Below are 21,580 nucleotides of genomic sequence, written 5' to 3' on the forward strand. Positions count from 1 at the left end.
AATTGCGCATTTGGACATAACAAACAGCACCCCAAAGGTTAGATACTAACCAATGAGGTGCTGTTTTTCTTTCACGAAACCAACCCATACTTCTCTTTAACTCGATCTAATTTTTCAAGCATAGGCCTTGCTAGGAAATACAGGAATATGACAGTTGCTATGGCATGAATCAAATCGAAGGGAACTCCTCGGATACACGCAAGTATAACTGCGCCAATTGTGGGTTTGGATCCTGTCATCACGACGGATGAGAAATTCATGATGATTCCATATATGAGAAATGTCGCTGATCCTCCAAATAGACAAAGAGCAATTCTATTTCTGCGTAAAATGCCTTTTTTGAACAGTGCTCCAGCAAGAAATCCAATGATCCCGAAAGCGAACATCTGCCAGGGTGTCCAAGGCCCTTGACCAAAAAAGTAATTCGATACAAAACCTGTGACTGCACCGACTAGAAAGCCGGTTTCAGCCCCTAATGCGATGCCGGAAAGAATAACAATCGCAACAACGGGTTTAAATTGAGGCACCATGAAGAAAGCCATTCTGCCAGTTACGCCAATCGCACATAGCACGGATATGACCACAAGCTCTCTTGCCAGCGGCTTTCGTCCCTCGAAAATCATCATAAACGGCAGCAGGGTTTCCAAAATGATAAGCATGCTAATAAAGTAGTATTTTCGATCGTCGAGATAATAAATACCAAACCAAATGGTTAACGGAATTAATAAAAGAATCATGAGCACGGCAGTCAATGTGCGTTTGGAGAGACTTCTGAGTTCGACTGGTGTTTGCTCATTAGGGACGGATACGGTTGAACTATGGCTATGTTTACGAAACGATGGAGGTATGTTCACCTTTGGTTTCGTATCAACATTCTGCATTTCTTCATTGCCATTAAAGGCTTTAATGATGTCATTGGTCGTTGTGGCCTTTGGAATCAAATCCCTGGCCATTCGGCTTGCAGATGTCGTATAAAAGCTATTTCCAGCAAAGAATTCCTGGGGATTGCCCTCGGATACGATCGCCCCGTCAAAGAACATTGCACACCTGTCAGCAAAGCTAGCGCAAAACTCGATATCATGACTGACCATAACAATGGTCGTTCCTTGTTGTTTTAAATTGGTTAAAATTTCGGCAAATATCAATTTATAATGTGCGTCTAGACCTTTCGTCGGCTCGTCCAACAGAAGAATGGAAGGCTGAAGAAGTAAGATCTTAGCAAGAGCGGCACGTTGTTGCTCCCCTCCAGACAAATCATAAGGATGTCGGTCGAGAAGTTGTTGTAACATACATAACTCCGAAACTTCATCCACACATTGTTGCCTATACGCCATATCCAGCTTGCTGCCGGATAGCATCTCCAAAAGATCAGCTTTAACTGTTTTTTGTACAAAAAGCGCTTGTGGATTTTGAGGAAGAACGCCAAGGAGTCCATTGAATTTCTCACTGTCCGAATACTTGTCAATGGGTTTCCCATTCATCAGGACAGTTCCACGATAAGGTTTGCGAAGTCCAGATATGAGAGAAAGGGTGGTTGTTTTACCCGTACCATTTCCGCCTACAATCGCATAAATCTCACCTGAAAATGCACGTAAGCTCAGGCCTTTCACCACATCTGGTGAAATTTTTTCATATTTAAACCATACACCGTTTAGCTCAATCGCCGGTTCTGCCCTTCGCACTGGAATGTCAGCAGTTTGTATGTCTTTCGTGAATGGTTGATTCTGAGCAAGTACATGCAAGAATTCTCTTCCCTCACGGACTGTAATGGGGCAAGGGAGCTGGTTCTCAATTCTTGCATAGACACGCATGGGCGTTGGCATCGCATAAAACATGTCGTGCTGCATATCCCAAAGTTGTTCACCGACTTCCTTCGGTGTTCCAGAAACGAGGATTTCACCATTATCCATCACAATAGCGCGATCTGACAGCGGCAGGACTTCCTCAAGTCGATGCTCGGATATGAGAATTGTGACTCCAAGTTCGCGGTTGATTTTCCCAATGGCGGCTAGAAATTCCGCTGCAGCAATAGGATCAAGCTGGCTGGTAGGTTCATCCAATATCAATATTTTCGGCTGCATGGTCATAATGGAAGCAAGATTCAGAAGCTGTTTCTGACCGCCTGATAGTTCGGTAACCGATTTATGAAACCATTCCTGTATGCCGAAAAAGCTTGCCATTTCCGCAACTCGTCGACGAATTTCTAGTGTACTGTATCCAAGACTTTCAAGTCCAAAGGCAAGCTCATGCCAGACCTTGTCTGTCACAATTTGATTGTCTGGAGATTGCAGCACATAGCCGATTTGAGCGACTTGTATACGTCGATCTAGATGTTCAAGGGGCATCCCATCATATAAAATCTCGCCACTTCGTGCTCCGTGCGGTGTAAGATCTGTTTTCAAATGACGTAAGAGGGTTGATTTGCCGCAACCTGACTTACCACAGATGGTAATAAATTCGCCTTGTTTTATAGTCAAAGTGACGTCACGTAACGCATTCCCAGGGGATCCAGGATAGGAGAATGTTAGTTGTCGGATTGTAAAGACTTCCATTTGATATCCTCCGAAATATTAATAATAAGCGGTATTGCGCATAGGAATGCATAAGTCGTAAAGACACTGATACTGTAAATGGAAAGCCCTACACCTCGCATGGAAGGGAAGTATCGGAAATACATAGCCTTTGTAACAGCTCCTATCAGGAGATAACCTCCGCTTACAACTAGAGCGATTAGTGCAGTTTTGTCGCGGCTATCCCATGTAAATATTGAAAATGCGGTTCTTCCCTGTAATCCGTACCCTCGGCTTTTCATCGAATCAGCGGTTTCAATGGCATTCTCAAGCATCCAGGTCACCATGATAGATAGAATCCGAATACCATGCTTGATTCTACGAATGAGACTACCCGTGGATATATCCCGACCGATACATTTTTGTGCATTGGAAACGATGGTAATCTGAGCTTTAAAGCGGGGTACAAAACGCAGCACCATCGAAAAAATGAGCGACAATGCTGGAATTATTTTTCCAAACAAATAAATAAATTTATCCGATGTCATAACAGCGTTATAACAAGAAAACCAACAGATAACGGAAATGAACATAGTTGCTGCTGCAAGACCATAGGTAATAGATTCCAGGGTTAGCGGATTGCCGTTATGCAAGTACGTTAATATCGTAACCCCTTCGTGATTAAAGGCAGGATTAATAAGCGCAGTTAGGATAAGAAAAGGAAGCATATAGACGAAGTTGAACTTGATTGCTTTCTTTCCGTTCAGATAGATGGAATAGGCAAAGGCCAAGCTAAGGGAAATAACTAGGCTTACTGGATGCATGAAAATCATTGAGAACAAGATGACGAATGTAAAATACAAAAAGTTAATCAGGGGGTGGTAGCTTGAAAAGGAATCCCTCATTGCTTGCCACCGCCAGTTGAATTATACGTATCCCCAACGTCACGGCCTAAATCACACGTGTATACCCACTCAATGACATCGCCTTGTTTCAGTGGATACCGACTTGCTCCATAGTTAGGGAACCAACCGTTCACTTTATACATCCAACCGGATAGCTCCCCACAATCAAATTCATACAGATTATGGATACCTTCAATATAGGCTGAATTGTAAATAGGGGTATTCACAAATTCCATATGAATTTTATTCTTCTTCATCTCTCTTTGTAAGACATTAAATACGGATTCTCCCTCATAAAAAGTAACCTGTTGTGATTTGAAAATAATGCCATCTTTCGGCACAAGCTCAACCTTTTCAGGATCAAGCAATTTCATATTGCCCAGAATCGTTAGGCAGCTAACCGAAAGCGTCACTGTCATTTGCTTGTCAGAAATTTTGGTGTTCTGTGGTTCGATAGGGAGTGGTTTCCCCTCAGGAACAGGATCGGTAAGGTATTGGTCTTTACCTGTCTTGGGGTCAAGCTCCATCGCTTTGGTTGGCGTAGGTTTGGTTCCATCAGGTGTAGCTGGCTTGGGCGTTTCCTTGTTCAACGGTGTAGCATCTTGAGTCGCAATAGGCATGGGTTCTTCCGTAGGTTGAGCAGGTACAGGGGTGTTGCTTGGCGTCGTCACGGCGGGATCAGAAGACTTAGTATCTTTCAGTTCTTCAGGAGGTGTCGTTAGCTCCATAGGTTTGGATACTGAAGGTGAGGTCGTCGTTGTGGGACTACTCATTCTAAGTCCAGAAGTAGAAGTAGGATCTGCCTGCTGCCGCGGCATCCCGCTACTGAAGAAAGCTGCCACCAAGACGATCACTATGATCGTCGCAGCAATTATTTTATTTTTCGTTAATCGCATTAGTTCGCCTCTTTAATAAGTTTAGCGGCAGAGAGTAAGCGGTAGAGCATCTGGGCTATTTCAGCTCGGGTGACAGCTGTAGTGGGCTCAATATTCAGCATATCTTGCGATAGAATACCTTCTCGATAGCTAAAAGCTAGCGCATCCCTCGACCACTCAGCTGTTTGGATGTAATCTCCAAATTGAGCTAACATATCTCTCGTTTCAACTGTGTTCAAATTTGTATCCATGCCAGTGAGCTTAGCTGCATTGGCGATCATGACAGCAGCTTCCTGCCTTGTAATCGTATTGTTCGGTGTAAAAGTGGTCTCTGACGTTCCGCTTACGATGCCATAAGAATAAGCTGTGCCTACATAGTCCGCATACCAGGCTGTAGAAGCGACATCATGGAAGTTAGATTGCTTTTGCATAGGTAGACCTAGACTTTTGGTGACTATGGTCGCAAATTCGGCACGCGTCATTGTTTGATTTGGTGAGAATTCAGTGTCAGTCATACCGTTAATAATTCCTCTAGATGCAAGGGATTCAATGGCTGTTTTGTTGGTATGGTTAGCGATATCAGAGAAAGTCTTATTCGCATCGGTAACAGGCATAACTTGTATATCCTTGTGTTTGTTCATTAAGCCGTTAGTGTCGTCAGGCGTAGCTGAGGTAGCTTGTTTGACATCGTTCATTCGATATAAGCTGCTCTTATTCGCGAGGATTCTTTGCACATTCACTAGCCCATAAAATGCCTGCTCAGTCGACATCCCCGTTACACCGCTGCCGTCAGAAGTATGCTTAAATCCCTGTCCTTTTGAATAAAAGGATAGTAAATCATCAACAATGGTATGACCATTCTTAATAAAACGACTATCTTCAATAGTAATACCAAGCTCACACAGCGCCGTCAGCACCTGCACGGTGCTCTCCGAAGTTTTCGCACCCCAACTTGCGTAGCCGCCATCGTTGTCCTGTAATTTGGAAAGACGGTTAATGGCCTTTTCCGTAGCTGTTTTTACTTTCGTGTAATTTTGATATTTGGCTAGAGCCTGTAAGGCCATACCCGTAATATCAGGATCTGCAGACACACCTGAAAGTGCAAATCCGCCATCGGGAAGCTGATTCGATAAGATTTCATCAATATACATGTCTCGAGTAGCCTGCGTTTTGGCGGTTGGATTTACCGGGATATTGTAATTGCCACTGTCCAGGGAAATTAATGCAAATATTGGACCGTTGATTCCTTGCCAGATGGTTTTATCGAAGTCCCCGAGCGGCGTAAGCAGATTATAGCCTGCAACATGGGTAGGATCTGCGCCAATTGCGGTTAAGGCTAAAATCAAACGCGAGTATTCGGTGTACTTTTTATCGTGAAGATTGCCTTTCAATTCTTTGACGTAGGTTTCAACGCCTTTGTAATAATCGTCGTAGTAGCTCCGAGGTACGTTATAGTTGGAACGAGCAAGTCCAATAATGGCCCATTCACCGCCGACAGAGCCGACTTCTGGTTTCTTTACAGTTTCAAGTAAAAACTGTCCTGTATCCTTTACAGCATCGTCTACAGCGGTATTCGACATCGCAAATACGTGAACGATGCTTACGCTGCTTGCAAAAAGGAACAAAGCAATGAGTAAGGTGAAGATTCTACGATACAGTTTCATTTTGTCCTCCTTAGTTAAAAAAATGATAGGGAGCAGTCCATTGGACTGCTCCTTGAAATGGTCTAGTGAGCATTAGAAAAAGCCMTTGATTTGAAAGAATCAAGGGCTGTGATGTCAGTATTGGTAGTAGACAACAAAAAAAGCACCCCCTCCATCTTCCGTAGAGTTTGTGAATACACATTAAGGCTGGTCTCCTGACTCATGCGTCAACGCTTCTCTAACCTTCCCGGTATAGTCATACCAGTGGCAATTCATAGAGTCGCTCTTCATTTACAGTGGCGGGACCGTGCTGGATTTGCACCAGACTTCCCAATTAAGCATTACTTATTCCTAATAAGCATGCACCTTAACTATCAATTATTTAATTAGTCTAATCATATAGTCAGTTTAATTGTTTGTCTATGGAAGATTAGTTCTTATTTAGTGTGTTACAATATTCAAAATCAAGTAAGATGCTGGTTCGGATTATAGTCGGAGGAGGGATATCCATGACGTTACAACAATTAAAATACGTAATCGAGGTTGCAAATCGTGGATCTATTAATGAGGCTGCCAAAAGGCTGTTCATTTCTCAACCAAGCCTTTCAAATGCGATCCGGGAGTTGGAAGAAGAAATTCAAATCGCCATCTTTGAAAGATCCAATAAAGGGATATCACTTTCCAAGGAAGGTGTTGAATTTCTAAGTTATGCGCGGCAGGTCGTCGAGCAGGCAGAGTTATTGGAAAGCCGATACTTGAATGCGAAGCCTTCATCGCAGCATTTTTCTGTTTCGACTCAGCATTATGCTTTTGCAGTAAATGCTTTCGTAAGTCTGGTTTCGGAATATGGTCAGGACGAATATGAGCTAGCACTGCGTGAAACCAAAACGTATGAAATTATTGAAGATGTAAAGAACTTGCGGAGTGAGATTGGCATCTTATACTTGAACGAATTTAATGGAAAGGTTATAAACAAGCTGCTTAAAAGCGGGAATCTGCAATTCAACAGTTTATTTATCGCCAAACCGCATATTTTTATCAGCATTAAAAATCCCCTCGCGAAGCAATCCATCGTGACCATTGACCAACTTCAAAACTATCCGTATTTGTCATTTGATCAAGGGGAGTACAATTCGTTTCATTTTGCCGAAGAAATTCTCAGTACGATGTCACATCAGAAAAGCATCCGTGTGAATGACCGGGCTACACTATTCAATTTATTAATCGGTTTGAATGGTTACACCATATCAACCGGGGTATTGAGCTCAGATTTGAATGGAAATGAGATAATTCCCGTACCTTTGGATTGTGACGAAATGATTAATGTCGGGTGGATTTCCCATAGCCATATTCCGCTATCTAAGCTTGGTGCAGCTTACGTAGCAGCACTCCACCAGGCAATTGTCCCCATGGCATTCTAACCACATAAGAATTTATAATTTTCCGGTACTCGGAAGAACAAATTATTATTGGCGATAAAAACTACCTATCTCGGGGTCCCCACAAAGTATTCGGAATTTACTTCGAAGCTTCTCTTCACTTTGTGGGGGAGAATAGCGGTCGCTCATCCTCGAAGTACTTCGATAGAAGTGTTTCTCATATAGCTTTAAGCTATATCTAGATATAGATAATTCCAGTTACGTTATAACTAATCCTCTGTGATATCTTTGGTGTAACAAATGATTGCAGAGGAGTTTTGTCAAATGGTAAGAAGTAGTAGTTTGGGATATCCGCGTATTGGTGCTGACAGAGAATGGAAGAAATCACTTGAAGCCTTCTGGGCAGGCAAGCTGGAAGAATCAGAGTTTGAGTTACAACTGCAGGAGATTCGTCTAAATCACTTGCGCAAGCAGAAGGAAAAAGGCATTGATCTTATTCCGGTCAACGATTTCAGCTATTATGATCATATTCTTGATACAGCTGCTATGTTTGGCATTATTCCAGAACGTTTTGCTTTCAAGGGTGGCGCAGTGCCCTTGTCAGTTTATTACGGAGTTGCACGGGGAACGAAAGATGCTACAGCAAGTGAAATGACGAAGTGGTTCAACACCAATTATCACTATATCGTGCCTGAACTGAACGGAGCTTCACCTGTCATTACGGAGAACAAGCCATTAACAGCTTACCGGGAAGCGAAGGAAAAGCTCGGAATCGAAGGAAAGCCAGTCATCGTTGGTCCTTTAACTTTCTTGAAGCTATCCAAAGGGTACAGTCAGTCAGAAACGGACGCTTGGTTGAGCCGATTGATCCCGCTTTATGTACAGATTCTTCAAGAGCTTGCAGCAGAAGGCGTTCAATGGGTACAAATCGATGAGCCGATTCTCGTAACGAAGTTAAGCGATGCAGACATTGAGAGACTTAAAAACATATATGAAACTTTCGCAGCAGCTGTACCAAACCTAAACATTATGCTTCAAACGTATTTTGAATCCGTAGATCGCTATGCTGACATCATCTCATTGCCGGTCAAGGGATTTGGTCTGGATTTCGTTCATGGTCTGGGCGCTAACGTACAGAACATTAAATCACTAGGATTCCCAGCAGATAAAGTTTTGGGTGCGGGCGTGATTGACGGTCGCGGTATCTGGAAAGCATCGATTCGGGAGAAGCTCGAACTGGTGGAAGAGCTCACTAAGCACGTTGCAACGGAGAATCTTGTTATTCAATCGTCAAGCAGCTTACTCCATGTTCCAGTAACGACTGAAAGAGAGACGAAGCTTTCTTCTGAACTGAAGAATGCACTAGCCTATGCAGATGAAAAGCTGGATGAACTTGTTCTTATCACGAAAGCAATCGCTTCGGGCAAAGCTGGAGTACTTGAAGAAATCGAACAAAGTGATCGCGTCATCCAAGCACTTCAACAATCGGATGAGCGTAACCGCAGCGATATTCAGCAGTCCGTAGCTGCACTAAGTGTTCAGCAGCCTGAACGTTCCCGTCCTTTTGCCCAGCGTCATGTTGCACAACAAGCGAAATGGCAATTGCCTCTTTTCCCTACAACGACTATCGGTAGCTTCCCACAGTCTGCAGAAGTTCGTAAAGCGCGTCAATTATGGCGTAAAGGCGAGTGGAATAATGAGCAATATGCTGCATTTATCCGCGAGCAAATTGATATCTGGATCAAGCTTCAAGAGGAAATCGAATTGGACGTTCTGGTGCATGGTGAATTTGAGCGTACCGATATGGTCGAGTTCTTCGGTGAAAAACTTGCAGGCTTTGCATTTACGCAAAACGGGTGGGTGCAATCGTACGGTTCCCGTTGTGTGAAACCGCCGGTTATTTTCGGAGATGTAGCGTTCACTGGGGAAATGACTGTCGAAGAAACCAAGTATGCACAGTCACGCACAAGCCGTCCTGTTAAAGGCATGCTGACGGGACCGATCACGATTATGAACTGGTCGTTTGTCCGTGATGACATTCCTCGTGAACATATCGCCTACCAACTTGCGTATGCGCTTAGACAAGAAGTAGAGGCACTTGAGAGTGCTGGTATTGGCATGATTCAAGTTGACGAGCCTGCCGTTCGTGAAGGTTTGCCGCTGAAGGAAGAGGAACAAGCCGGTTACCTGGCATGGGCAGTGAAAGCGTTCCGCATCGCAACATGCACCGTACAAGACACAACACAAATTCATACGCATATGTGCTATTGCGAATTTCATGACATGATTGATTCGATTGAGGCGATGGATGCCGATGTCATTTCAATCGAAACATCACGTAGCCATGGTGAATTAATTCATAGCTTCGAATTGAATACCTACAAGCTGGGGATTGGATTAGGCGTATACGATATTCACAGTCCACGTGTGCMAAGTGTAGAGGAAATGACGGCCATGATCGAACGCGCCCTGCGTGTATTGGATCCTAAGCTATTCTGGATTAATCCGGATTGCGGTTTGAAAACGCGTGGACTTGAAGAGACGGTTGCTTCCTTGCGCAACATGGTAGATGCGACGAAAATTGCTCGTGACAAGCATGCTGCTCTCATCTAAATCGTTTGAAACGTTTTGGAACGAAAGACTAACAAATCGATTCTAAGGAGTTAGCTAAAGTGGAGCAATTACGTAAACAAGACCCTAAAATTGTTGAAGCGATGAATCTGGAGCTTGGCCGTCAACGCGACAAAATTGAATTGATCGCTTCTGAGAATTTCGTAAGTGAAGCTGTGTTGCAAGCGATGGGGACGGTTTTAACGAATAAATATGCGGAAGGCTACCCAGGTAAACGTTACTACGGTGGTTGCGAGCATGTCGATATCGTTGAGGACATTGCGCGTGATCGTGCCAAAGAATTATTTGGCGCTGAGCACGTTAACGTACAGCCGCATTCCGGCGCACAAGCGAATATGGCAGTTTACTTGGCTGCGCTTCAGCCTGGGGACACAGTTCTTGGTATGAACCTTGCGCATGGCGGTCACTTGACGCATGGCAGCCCTGTTAATGCATCCGGTATCTTATATAACTTTATTCCTTATGGCGTTAGCGAAAGCGATTCGCATATTGATTACAACGAGGTTCGTAAACTGGCATTCAAGCATAAGCCTCGCATGCTCGTGGCTGGTGCCAGCGCATATCCGCGCACGATCGATTTTGAAGCTTTGGCATCTATCGCGAATGATGTGGGCGCGTTGTTCTTCGTGGACATGGCGCATATCGCCGGACTTGTTGCGGCAGGCTTACATCCGAGCCCAGTTCCACACGCGCATTTTGTTACGACTACTACGCACAAAACACTTCGCGGTCCCCGCGGCGGTATGATCCTATGCCGCAAGCCTTGGGCGGCAGCGATTGATAAAGCGGTATTCCCTGGTACGCAAGGCGGACCACTGATGCATATTATTGCTGCTAAAGCCGTTGCATTCGGCGAAGCACTCGAGCCAGCTTTTAAAACGTATGCTCAAAATGTGGTTACAAATGCCAAAACGTTGTCCGAAGAGCTTCTGGCAGAAGGTGTTGATCTTGTTTCCGGAGGTACGGATAACCATCTGATGCTTATCGACCTTCGCAGCCTGAATATTAGCGGTAAGGAAGCCGAACACTTGTTGGATGAAGTAGGTGTAACGGTTAACAAAAACGCGATTCCTTTTGATCCTGCTAAACCGATGATTACAAGTGGTGTTCGTATCGGTACTCCTTCTGTTACTGCCCGTGGCATGGATCAAGCAGCGATGAAAACTATTGCTAAAATCGTTGCTTTGACTTTGAAAAATCCAACGGATGCAGCTGTGCATGAACAAGTACGTGGTATGGTAAGAGATTTAACTGCGCAATTCCCGCTTTATCCGGGCTTGAGCTACTAAATTCACTGATTTTAGTTAGGAAAAGTATTTGATCTTTGGATCAAATACTTTTTTTATATATAGATAAACGCATATTTAATAAAACAAGAAAGCAGAGTGTAACATGACCTTGCCCAAGTCAGAGAAGAAACGAGTTGGTGATTATTGTGAATCATGAGTTTCCGGGTGCTTTGCCAAATCAAAAAATAATATTATCAAAGGACTGCTTAATTGAAGAAGCTAACTGTGTCCTGATTTTCGCCTTCTATCAAGGTAAGTTAGTTCTTGTTAGACATCACTCTCGCGGCTGGGAATTACCTGGAGGAACTAGGGAGAATGGCGAGTCTATTATACAAACTGCGTTAAGGGAGATGTATGAAGAAACTGGAGGAGAAATCGCTTCAATTGAACCGATTGGTCAATATTTGATTTTTGAAAAGGACCATCTCGTATATGTAAAAAATATATATATTTCAAAAGCAAGTATTCTGAGGGAGTTGCCGGTTGGATTTGAAACGAATGGTGTCATGCTGTTAGATACAATTCCGGAGCAGTTTGAGATCATGAATGACCCCACATTCAGTTCTTTGATGAAAGACAATGTTTATTTAATTGTTTCCGAATGGATAAAGGATCATCGCTTATATAAAACACGGATTGACACAAATTATTGATAATCTTTATCAATACATGTTGAATAGATGGATTTTCTGTTGTTAAATCTTTGAGTTTTCCGATCAAATGCAGAATAGATGGAGAACCTGTAGTTAATTTTTACCATTTTACCCACTCTCAACAAAAAAGGCAGTTTTAACTACATGTTTTCCAGTTAAATTGAGTTATCGAGGAAATCCCCCGGAAATAGCTGTACATTTTCCAGTTAATCAAATTTGTGGTGTACGAACCCCTCCAACCTCCCAAACTACTCGAAACTAGGGCTTTAGATCACATGATCCAGCACCACCAACCGCAAAGTAACGGTATTTTTGCACAAGATAGCGTCACAATTGTAACCGCATTCTTGATATGCTAGGAGCAACAAATGTCAGGGAGATGATATAGATGCTGAAGGTAGCAATTATCGGTGCTGGCGCGATCTCGAAGGCGCATATTGAAGCGTATTTGCAATTTCCGGAGCGGTGTACAATTGTCGCGATTAGCGATATTTATGAGGATAAAGCGCAGGAGCGCATTGATCAATTTGGGCTGAATGAAGCGAAAGCGGTAAAAGACTACAAAGAGCTGCTGCAAGAGGACATTGATCTCGTCTCCATCTGTACACCGCCGTACACGCATGCGTCCTTGACGGTTGAGTTTCTAGAAGCAGGCTCACATGTGATGGTGGAAAAGCCAATGGCATCCTCGCTCGAGGAATGCGACTTGATGAATGCGGCTGCCAAGCGCACGGGTAAGCTTCTATCCGTTGTGGCACAGAACCGCTTCAAGACGCCAATGATGAAAATGAAATCCGTCCTGGAAAGCGGCCTTATGGGTAAAGTCGTCCACGTCCAAGTGGATTCCTTCTGGTGGCGCGGTCATTGCTATTATGATCTCTGGTGGCGTGGCACGTGGGAGAAAGAAGGCGGCGGCCCGACGTTGAACCACGCGGTGCATCATATCGATGCTCTGCTTTGGATGATGGGCAGTCCGACGGAAGTACAAGCATTCATGAGCAACGTGTCGCACGATAACGCCGAGGTTGAGGATCTCTCGATCGGCATGCTTCGCTTCGCGAACGGATCTTTAGGGCAAATCACGAGCTCAGTCGTTCATCATGGCGAGGAGCAGCAGTTGATTTTCCAAGGTGCGAAAGCACGTGTATCTGCGCCATGGAAGGTGAAGGCGTCGAACTCGACGTCGAATGGCTTCCCAGAGCCGAATACGGAGCTGGAGGAGGAGCTGCAAGCTTTATACGATGCGCTGCCAGAAGTGGTCTATGAAGGACATGTCGGCCAAATCGACAATGTATTAACCGCGATTGAAACGGGTGCCCCTGTGCTGATTGATGGGATTAGCGGTCGTCAAACGTTGGAGCTTATTACGGGGATTTACAAATCAGCGAGCACAGGCGAGCTAGTGAAATTCCCGCTAGATGCGGAAGACGCGTTCTATACGAGAAGCGGTGTAATGGCGAAGGCGACCCATTTTTACGAGAAGAACACGTCGATCGAAAATTTCGCGCCACAGACGATTACAACGGGAAGTACGTTTAAATAACCTTAGAGGAGATTGAGGATAATGCAAAAAAGCGACGGCATGAATTACGCACCACAAGGAAGTTTTAACACGGTTTGTCAGCCAGGGGAGTTTATTTTTGCGGCTGCGGCGCTTGATCATGGGCATATTTATGGGATGTGCAATGGTTTGCGGGAAGCAGGTGGGGAATTGAAATGGGTGTACGATCCGGATCCGGCCAAAGTGGATAAATTCCTGAGCACCTACCCAAGTGTGCGTGCGGCAAGCTCGTTGGAGGAGATTCTAGGCGATGCCGAGGTAAAGCTTGTGGCAGCTGCGGCCATTCCTTGTGATCGTGGACCGCTCGGACTGCGCGTGATGGATAGCGGAAAAGATTATTTCACGGATAAAGCACCGTTTACGACGCTGGAGCAGCTCGAAGCAGCTCGTGCCAAGGTTGCGGAAACAGGACAGAAATATGCCGTCTATTACAGCGAACGTCTGCACGTAGAAAGTGCCATTTATGCTGGCCAATTAATCGAACAAGGCGCGATTGGTCGCGTTCATCAAGTCATTGGTTTAGGGCCGCATCGCATTAGTTTGTCGAGCAGACCGGATTGGTTTTTTGAGAAGGAGAAATTCGGTGGTATTCTGTGCGATATCGGGAGTCATCAGATCGAACAGTTTCTGTATTTTACGGGAGCTAAAGATGCCAAGGTTGTGCACAGTAAAGTCGCGAACTATAATTACCCGCAGTATCCAAACTTTGAGGATTTTGGTGACGCTACTTTGGTCGGAGACAATGGGGCGACGGGTTATTTTCGAGTAGATTGGATGACGCCGGACGGTTTAAGTACATGGGGCGATGGCCGCATGACGATTCTGGGCAGTGATGGGTACATTGAGCTTCGCAAATATGTGGATATCGCCAGAGAACAGTCGAGTAATCATGTGTACCTCGTGAACAAGGATGGGGAGCAGCATTTTGCCGTCAGTGGCCAAGTCGGTTACCCTTACTTTGGTCAGTTGATCTTGGATTGCTTGAACCGTACGGAAGTCGCGATGACGCAGGAGCATGCCTTCAAAGCAGCAGAGCTGTGCCTTATCGCACAGCGCGATGCGATGATCATTACGACTGCCGAGTAAGGGCTGTCTCGTGATGCTTCTGTAGTTGTTTGCGATATTGGTGAGGCGTAATGCCGATATGACTTTTGAACATTTTGCAAAAATAAGAGCAATTCGTCACGCCAATCGCCTCGCCAATCCGAGAGACCGCCTGATCTGTTGACGTAAGCAGCTTCACAGCTTGCTGCAACCGCCGAGCGGTCACGTAGTCGGAAATGCTGGTACCCGTGCATTCGGTAAACAGATGGGACAAGTGGAAGGGGGACAGGTGCAGATCAGCTGACATCATCTCCAATCGAAGCGGCTCAGTGTAATGTTCCTCCAGCCAACTGAGGATGCGCTCGGCTTGATGGGATTTGCGTGTAGGGCCTGAATGGATCTGGCCATCGTGCTGCTCCCACAGCGGCATGAAGCTGCGGAAAAAAGCGACGAGAAAGAGGGAGTACTCCTCTAGCTCATCTTGCTTGCTCAGTTTCGGCAGTTTCTCCGCAAGGCTTTGAAAAAGCAGATGAAACTGGTTCTCCTCACCTAGGTCGTAAAGACAAGGAACGTGCAGCGTGCTGGTATGCATATGTTTGAAAAAAGCCAACAATCGCGGCCAAGGCTCGAAGTAGGGCTCGTATAGGGAAGGTTCAAAATGCACAATAGACCGCACGAATGGCGTCTCCGGATCCATTTGAATATGGTGCAGCTGATAAGGTTGAAATACACATACCATATTAGGTATGATTTCATAACTCTTCTGATCAACAATGAGTGTCCCACGACCCTCGTGAATGATCAAGACTTCAATACCTTGATGGGCGTGAAACGTACCCTGATATTGTTCGGTTCCTATGGTACTTCTCTGATAGGCAAAATAAAGCTGGATTTCATGCAATCGGATATTTTGATCATAGGACATCAGGGTCACTCCCTCTCCACAGGTAGGATTGCAGGCGATTGATACAGCCAAAGTATACAGGAATGACGCCATAATCGGCAAGGTTCATCTTATGTGAATTCTATGAAAAACTCAAGACACCCGTCTTGGGTTTATTTTGTTTTGAAGGCGTATCAACGCGCGAAATAAATGTATTTTCTACAGGTAATCTTGCACGTTTTTCCCATTTAAAAGAAATAACTGTATTTCCTGCAGCTAATTGAGCTCAGTTTGAAGGGCGTAGTGGAATTTGGCTATATTAGCTGTACTTTTTACATCTAATTGAAAATTTTAGGTAAATTTCAATAAATTAGATGTACTTTATACAGTTATTGTCGGCGAGAGGCAAATTGGGGATGCAGCGTGCAAGGAATGGGGGACCACCTTCTAATCCATTTCTAATTTTCAGATGAGAGAATGTGAACTGAGGGAAGGAGGAACGCTTTTGTATGAGATGGTTACGGGGCAACGAGGGTCTTACAGCACTTCTATTTCTAGGGCCAAGTCTGGCCGGATTTGCCGTGTTTTTCTTGATACCCTTTGGGATGGGGTTTACTTATTCGCTCATGGACAGCCCTGTGGATGGCTCATTTGTGGGGATAGCGAATTATCGCGAGCTGCTGGGGAATCCCATTTTTCGCCGGGCAGCCGTGAATACAAGTTTATTTATGGCGATCTGTGTACCGCTTAACATGTTGATTGCACTAGGATTGGCTATGTTGCTCAATAGAAAGCTGCCGATGCGCCAAACGTTCCGAATTTCGTTCTTGAGTCCGCTTGTTGTGCCGGTGGCCTCAGTGGTGCTGGTATGGAATGCACTGTTCGACCTTCATGGGACCATCAACGCATGGCTCGCGGGATGGGGAATTCGTCCACATGACTGGATGGAGAGCAAAGCTTCCTTGTATGTGTTGATTATCGTCTACCTGTGGAAAAACATCGGCTACAATATGATCCTCTTTCTAGCAGGTCTGCAGAACATTCCAAGCGATTATTACGAGGCAGCGTCGATGGATGGAGCGGGCAAATTCCGGCAATGGCGATCGATTACCTTGGTATATGTGACGCCAACCGCTTTCTTCGTTTTCATCATGTCCATTATTAACTCTTTCAAAATGTTCCGAGAAACCTACTTAATTGCCGGAAATTACCCGGATGAAAACATTTATATGCTGCAGCATTATATGAACAACATGTTCAAATCGCTGGATTATCAGAAGCTTACTTCTGCTGCTTTTCTAATGGCAGTGGTGATTGTCTTACTCGTCTTGACCCTATTCGTGGTGGAGAGACGCATCAGCAAATCACTCGGATAACGGGGGATTGGTGCTTGGAAAGGAGATCCTGCATGCAAGAAAGCCGCTTAAAGCCGCTTACCGTCCGCATAGGGCGGAAGTCCGCACGAATCGTGCTCATCACTGTGCTCATCGTCCTGATGGCGGGATTTCTGTTCCCAATGGCGCTGACCATTGCGAACTCGTTCATGGCGGAAACAGAGATTACGAGCAACTATGCTGCCCTTTCGGGCGATACGGATGATAGCCAACCAACAAGCCAACAAACCGACAACCCAACAGACCAGCACCCAACCCCCCAGCACCCCAACACGTCTAACGCATTTGCGCTCCAACCCCCTCATAATAAACAAATTAGCGCACTCAGGTTTTCTGTATCCGGTTGAATTCCCAGTTATTACACTAGTTTCACAGAGATATTGAGTGAACAACGACGCATCTATTGTGTTGGAGGTGTGATATTCGCTTGCGTGCAGAAGAGAGTGAGCTGCTGGTGTGAGTTTATAATGGTGTTAAATAGCCAAAGTAGGAACGAGGATCCGCTATTTCGGGATTTTAGTGCATTTTGGGTTCGAAGGGGAACGATGGTGCGCTATTCTGCTACTTTGGGAGGAAATACCGCGTGTAGAGCGGGAATAGTGCACTGACGTTCCTCTCCGCGCTCCCAACCCTTTGTTTAGACAAATTAGCGCACTCAGGTTCCCTCTAACCAGTTGAATGCCCAGTTAAGTTACGCTACACCACGCTCCTCCTCTACCTCAGTCAACCGGACCAACGTATAATTATACAAACACTCCAAGTATAATTGGTACTAGAGGGAGGGATTACCATGTACGAATATAAGTATGTCGAGACGTCACTAGGTGGATTTTTCAGTTCGGCGAAGCATCGCGAAACCATTGATGAGCACGCCCAAGAGGGATGGCGATTGGTGCAGGTACTGCCAACCAATTATAACGGTCATGGGAAGCCCATGGCCTATGAGATTATTTTTGAGCGGAAACTTGGATAATGCTCATTTATCCGCAATAACCCCCTTCTCAAGACAAGGGGTTTTATGCTACACTCAACTTGTCTGACAACCTGATAAGTTAACGAAAGAAAGTGGGGCTTCTCCTTATGAAGGTTTCCTTATTTATTACGTGTCTAAGTGATGCACTATATCCGAAGGTTGGCGAGGCAATCGCACGTCTGCTCGGGCATTATGGCGTCCTGTTAGAATTGCCGACGGTGCAAACGTGCTGCGGCCAGCCTGCCTATAACAGCGGCTACTGGGATGAGGCGCGAGCAACAGCGAAGACGATACTTACCGCATTTGATGATAGTGACTTTGTGATTTCACCATCGGGCTCATGTACGTATATGATTCATCACTATCCGAATTTATTTAAGGATGAACCGGAGTGGTTGGAGAAAGCGACGCAGCTTCAGAACAAAACGTATGAATTTACACAGTTCCTCGTCAATGTCCTAAACATCGAAGACTTGGGCGCTGTGTTTCCACATAAAGTAACGTACCATCCGTCCTGTCACGGAAGCAGGCTGCTCGGTGTGAAGTCAGAGCCGCTTGCACTCCTCCAAGGCGTCAAAGATTTGGAGCTCGTGCCGCTTCCTTTTGCAGAAGATTGCTGTGGATTCGGTGGAACTTTTGCAGTGAAGATGGCCGATATCTCTGGTGCGATGGTGCAGGAGAAGGTCGATCATGTGAAGGAAACCGAGGCTGAGGTGTTGGTCGGTCTGGATTTGGCTTGTTTGATGAATATTGCGGGTAATTTGCGCTATCGGAATGAGCCGGTGAGGGTGATGCATCTGGCTGAGCTGCTATATGAAGGGGTGAAGCGAGCATGAGTCACACGACGAGTAAGTCAACAGTTAAGGAGCGGGCAGACCTCGCGCTGAACGACGAGTTTCTGCGCAAAGCGGTCAAGTTCACGACAGAGCGGCTTCGCGGCGGCAAACTGAAAGCAGCGGCTGATCACGGCAATTGGGACGATTGGCGCGAACGCGGCAGACAAATTCGGCTGCATACGATCGCACATTTGGATTATTACTTAACGACGTTTGCGAACAATGCGAGAGCGAATGGGGTTCATGTGCATTTTGCCGATACGGATGTCGAGGCTGTTCAAATTTCCTTGGAAATCGCGGCTGCCAAACAAGCCAAAACTGTCGTTAAATCCAAGTCGATGGTGACCGAGGAGCTCCATTTGAACAAGGCGCTGGCCTCCATTGGGGTTGAGGCGATTGAGACGGATCTAGGCGAGTACATCATTCAGCTGGCGGATGAAACACCATCCCATATCATTATTCCAGCGATTCATAAAAATAGATATCAAATCGCCGACCTGCTCTCCAAAGACGCTGGGGAGACGTTGGCTCCCGACACGACGATTCTGGCTGGCTACGTTCGCAAGAAATTAAGAGAGAAATTCCTAGAAGCGGATATTGGGATGACGGGCTGTAATTTTGCCATTGCGGAGAGCGGATCGATGGTCTTGTTCGAAAATGAAGGCAACGCCCGCATGGTCACAACGGTGCCCAAGACGCAAATCACTCTCATGGGGATGGAGCGTATAATCCCGACGTGGGCGGATCTTGAGGTCATGGCGACCTTGCTCCCACGTTCAGCAACAGGGCAAAAGCTGACCGTGTACATGTCCGGCATCACAGGTCCAAGAAGAGACGCAGATGCGGATGGACCGGAAGAGATGCACATCATCATCGTTGACAATGGGCGCTCGCAGCAACTCGGTGATCCTGAGTTCCAAGAGCTGCTCAACTGCATCCGCTGCGGTGCATGTTTGAATGCGTGCCCAGTGTACCGCCATATCGGCGGTCATGCCTACGGCGGCACGTACAGTGGCCCGATCGGCGCGGTGCTTACGCCAGCGCTCAAGAAAAACGTGGCGGAATGGGACGACATCGCCAATGCTTCAAGTCTTTGCGGTGCCTGCTATGAGGCATGCCCAGTGAAGATCCCGCTGCACGACATGCTCGTGTCGCTGCGCCGCCGCAAGGTCGAAAGCGGCCATGGTGATAAAATCGAGGCCGCGGGGATGAAGGGCTTTGCTGCCTTGATGGGGAACTCGAAGCGTATGAACGCCGTGCTCAAGCTGGGCAGAATAGGTCAAAAGCTCGTCGTTCGTGACGGCGGCATCCGTCTGAAAGTAGGACCGCTCAAAGGGTGGAACTCCTACCGCGTGACGCCAAGTTTGCCGAAGGCATCCTTCAGAGATGGCTGGAAAACACTCGAGCAGGAAATTCGCCATGGGCTTACAGAGGCAGACCCTGCCATTCAAGCAAGGTTAGCAGAAGCGCTGGCGGCACGAGGCAAAAAGGGAGGACATCATCATGGCTAAACGCGACATAACGCCAGAGTGGCAGGAGAAATTAACGAAGCTTGACCAGCAATCGCTGGCCCAGCAGGAGCGTTTTATCCAGGGCATCGCCCAGAAGCTGGGGCGTGCACGTGTAACCGAGAAGCCGGCCCATCCTTTTCAAGGGGCTTCGGATAGCTGGAAAGCGTTCAACTGGTCTCCAGAAGAACGCATTGAGAATTTCACGGCGAACTTCCATGCCGCAGGCGGGCACGTCGTCCGAGTACCTTCGATGGAAGCGGCGAAGGCAAGTATTCAGGAACTCGTGGGCACGTTAAGTATCAAACGAGTTATCCACCAGGATCAAGCGGAATTGCATGCGCTGGGACTAGACGAAGCTCTTCCAGGCGTGAACCTCTCGGTTTGGAACACCGATGACGATACGAACTGGAAGGCCAGTGCAGCGAATGCCGATCTGGGGATTGTCCTAGCCGATCATGCGGCGGCTTACACAGGCTCGCTAACTGTGTTATCATCAAAAGAAAAGGGCCGCTCGGTGAGCTTGCTCCCTACAGCACTGATCGTCTTGCTGCCGATTGAACGATTGAAAACGAGACTAGGTGAAATTCTCGCCCCACTCGATCAGATAGCAAGGAAAGATCTGCCTGCTGGCGTTCACTTCATCTCAGGTCCAAGCCGCTCGGCGGATATTGAGAACGATTTGACGATTGGTGTTCACGGTCCAGGGATTGTGCACGTGCTACTTATCGGATAGAAGAGGTATTCATATGGAAGTTACGAAGCTGCAGAAACAGAATCACTATGATGAGATCGCTCAGCAGATCAAAGAGATGATCATTCAGGGTCAGTTGAAGATGGGCGATAAGCTTCCTTCTACCAAAGAGCTGTCCGAGCGCTTCGGCGTCGGCCGTTCCACGATGCGTGAGGCTCTCAGCGCCTTGAAGGCGATGGGCCTCATTGAGATTCGGCAAGGCGGTGCTTGCCGTGTTATCCGGCAGACGCCAGCGGAGGTTTCTTTGCCCGAGTGGACATCGCTGCGGATGAATCGAACCACGCTCCTGGAGCTCATGGAGGTACGTCAATCGTTGGAGGTTTCGATTGCCTCGATTGCTGCACGGAAACGAACGCCCGAGGACTTAACGCAGTTGCAGCGCATCATGCAAGACATGGGGAGCTCCGTAGGTAATGATGCGGAGGGGGAAAGAACGGACCTCGGATTCCATCAGTTGCTCGTTCAAGCGACGCATAATAGCATTATGGAGCAAACCTTCGACTCGATCCGCAACGCGATGGAAATGATGATTCGCGATATCCGACGCGCAGAATTGTATGCGAATCAGGAAGTAGCGGTTCAGCTTCTGAAGGAGCATAAAGTCATCTATGAAGCGATCGTCAGCGGAGATCCGTTGCTGGCATCCGAGGCGATGCGTGTTCATCTGGAGCATGTGGAAAGTATTTTGATCAAATATATATGAATTGCCAGAGGGGCTTTCCCACAACTCGATGAGGTGAGG

18 protein-coding genes and 1 riboswitch are annotated in these 21,580 nt (G+C 46.4%); of the genes, 13 read left to right on the forward strand and 5 right to left on the reverse strand.

Annotation, left to right across the window (positions count from 1 at the left end; translation table 11 throughout):
* Positions 1-71: 71 nt before the first annotated feature.
* Genes AB4114_RS05455 through AB4114_RS05470 form a run of 4 tightly spaced genes read right to left on the reverse strand, consistent with a single transcriptional unit; the run spans position 72 to position 5,954 of the window.
* A complete protein-coding gene (locus tag AB4114_RS05455) occupies positions 72-2,552 on the reverse strand; it encodes an ECF transporter S component (protein ID WP_441987513.1) in 2,481 nt (826 codons plus the stop codon).
* Entirely contained in the window at positions 2,525-3,415 is an 891-nt protein-coding gene (locus AB4114_RS05460; RefSeq protein ID WP_441987514.1) for an energy-coupling factor transporter transmembrane component T, read from the reverse strand. Before AB4114_RS05460 ends, AB4114_RS05455 begins: the two co-directional genes overlap by 28 nt.
* Positions 3,412-4,311, reverse strand: a complete 900-nt coding sequence (locus AB4114_RS05465) for a DUF4430 domain-containing protein (RefSeq protein WP_441987515.1) — start codon at positions 4,309-4,311, stop codon at positions 3,412-3,414. Before AB4114_RS05465 ends, AB4114_RS05460 begins: the two co-directional genes overlap by 4 nt.
* Positions 4,311-5,954: an S-layer homology domain-containing protein gene (locus AB4114_RS05470; protein ID WP_441987516.1), complete on the reverse strand. Its 1,644-nt coding sequence runs from the start codon at positions 5,952-5,954 to the stop codon at positions 4,311-4,313. Before AB4114_RS05470 ends, AB4114_RS05465 begins: the two co-directional genes overlap by 1 nt.
* A gap of 167 nt (positions 5,955-6,121) precedes the next feature.
* Positions 6,122-6,318, reverse strand: a riboswitch (cobalamin riboswitch).
* A gap of 124 nt (positions 6,319-6,442) precedes the next feature.
* Between AB4114_RS05470 and AB4114_RS05475 the strand changes: the two genes are divergently transcribed.
* The 6 genes from AB4114_RS05475 to AB4114_RS05500 all read left to right on the forward strand — a co-directional run bounded on the left by AB4114_RS05475 (position 6,443) and on the right by AB4114_RS05500 (position 14,532).
* A complete protein-coding gene (locus tag AB4114_RS05475; RefSeq protein WP_441987517.1) occupies positions 6,443-7,354 on the forward strand; it encodes a LysR family transcriptional regulator in 912 nt (303 codons plus the stop codon).
* Positions 7,355-7,636: 282 nt separating this feature from the next.
* Positions 7,637-9,925 carry a 5-methyltetrahydropteroyltriglutamate--homocysteine S-methyltransferase gene (gene metE, locus AB4114_RS05480; RefSeq protein ID WP_441987518.1) on the forward strand — a complete coding sequence of 763 codons (2,289 nt, stop codon included), beginning with the start codon at positions 7,637-7,639 and terminating at the stop codon, positions 9,923-9,925.
* 59 nt (positions 9,926-9,984) lie between these two features.
* Positions 9,985-11,232, forward strand: a complete 1,248-nt coding sequence (glyA, locus tag AB4114_RS05485; RefSeq protein ID WP_441987519.1) for a serine hydroxymethyltransferase — start codon at positions 9,985-9,987, stop codon at positions 11,230-11,232.
* 137 nt (positions 11,233-11,369) lie between these two features.
* Positions 11,370-11,885 (forward strand): NUDIX domain-containing protein, encoded by a 516-nt coding sequence (locus AB4114_RS05490; RefSeq protein WP_441987520.1) that lies wholly within the window; start codon positions 11,370-11,372, stop codon positions 11,883-11,885.
* A gap of 388 nt (positions 11,886-12,273) precedes the next feature.
* Positions 12,274-13,428, forward strand: a complete 1,155-nt coding sequence (locus AB4114_RS05495) for a Gfo/Idh/MocA family protein (RefSeq protein ID WP_441987521.1) — start codon at positions 12,274-12,276, stop codon at positions 13,426-13,428.
* A 21-nt stretch (positions 13,429-13,449) separates the two neighbouring features.
* A complete protein-coding gene (locus AB4114_RS05500) occupies positions 13,450-14,532 on the forward strand; it encodes a Gfo/Idh/MocA family protein (protein WP_441987522.1) in 1,083 nt (360 codons plus the stop codon).
* On the opposite strand, the gene AB4114_RS05505 is transcribed toward AB4114_RS05500, so the two are convergent.
* Positions 14,516-15,415 (reverse strand): helix-turn-helix domain-containing protein, encoded by a 900-nt coding sequence (locus AB4114_RS05505; protein WP_441987523.1) that lies wholly within the window; start codon positions 15,413-15,415, stop codon positions 14,516-14,518. The genes AB4114_RS05500 and AB4114_RS05505 overlap by 17 nt on opposite strands.
* A gap of 467 nt (positions 15,416-15,882) precedes the next feature.
* Between AB4114_RS05505 and AB4114_RS05510 the strand changes: the two genes are divergently transcribed.
* From AB4114_RS05510 to AB4114_RS05540, 7 genes are all read left to right on the forward strand, one after another.
* A complete protein-coding gene (locus tag AB4114_RS05510) occupies positions 15,883-16,749 on the forward strand; it encodes a carbohydrate ABC transporter permease (RefSeq protein ID WP_441987524.1) in 867 nt (288 codons plus the stop codon).
* Positions 16,750-16,763: 14 nt separating this feature from the next.
* Complete coding sequence (locus tag AB4114_RS05515) at positions 16,764-17,114, forward strand: hypothetical protein (protein ID WP_441987525.1); 351 nt, start codon at positions 16,764-16,766, stop codon at positions 17,112-17,114.
* Positions 17,115-17,557: 443 nt separating this feature from the next.
* Positions 17,558-17,740 (forward strand): DUF4177 domain-containing protein, encoded by a 183-nt coding sequence (locus tag AB4114_RS05520; protein WP_056618562.1) that lies wholly within the window; start codon positions 17,558-17,560, stop codon positions 17,738-17,740.
* A 107-nt stretch (positions 17,741-17,847) separates the two neighbouring features.
* A complete protein-coding gene (locus AB4114_RS05525; protein ID WP_056618519.1) occupies positions 17,848-18,576 on the forward strand; it encodes a (Fe-S)-binding protein in 729 nt (242 codons plus the stop codon).
* On the forward strand, positions 18,573-20,087 hold the full coding sequence (locus AB4114_RS05530; protein ID WP_173114571.1) for a LutB/LldF family L-lactate oxidation iron-sulfur protein: 1,515 nt from the start codon (positions 18,573-18,575) through the stop codon (positions 20,085-20,087). The genes AB4114_RS05525 and AB4114_RS05530 overlap by 4 nt, the downstream gene beginning before the upstream one ends.
* The gene (locus tag AB4114_RS05535) at positions 20,080-20,820 is read left to right on the forward strand and encodes a LutC/YkgG family protein (protein ID WP_441987526.1); all 741 of its coding nucleotides are present in this window, start codon (positions 20,080-20,082) and stop codon (positions 20,818-20,820) included. Before AB4114_RS05530 ends, AB4114_RS05535 begins: the two co-directional genes overlap by 8 nt.
* A gap of 13 nt (positions 20,821-20,833) precedes the next feature.
* Complete coding sequence (locus tag AB4114_RS05540; RefSeq protein WP_441987527.1) at positions 20,834-21,541, forward strand: FadR/GntR family transcriptional regulator; 708 nt, start codon at positions 20,834-20,836, stop codon at positions 21,539-21,541.
* The last annotated feature ends 39 nt before the right edge of the window (positions 21,542-21,580 follow it).

It is taken from the genome of Paenibacillus sp. 2RAB27 (assembly GCF_052115445.1).
GTDB lineage: Bacteria > Bacillota > Bacilli > Paenibacillales > NBRC-103111 > Paenibacillus_E.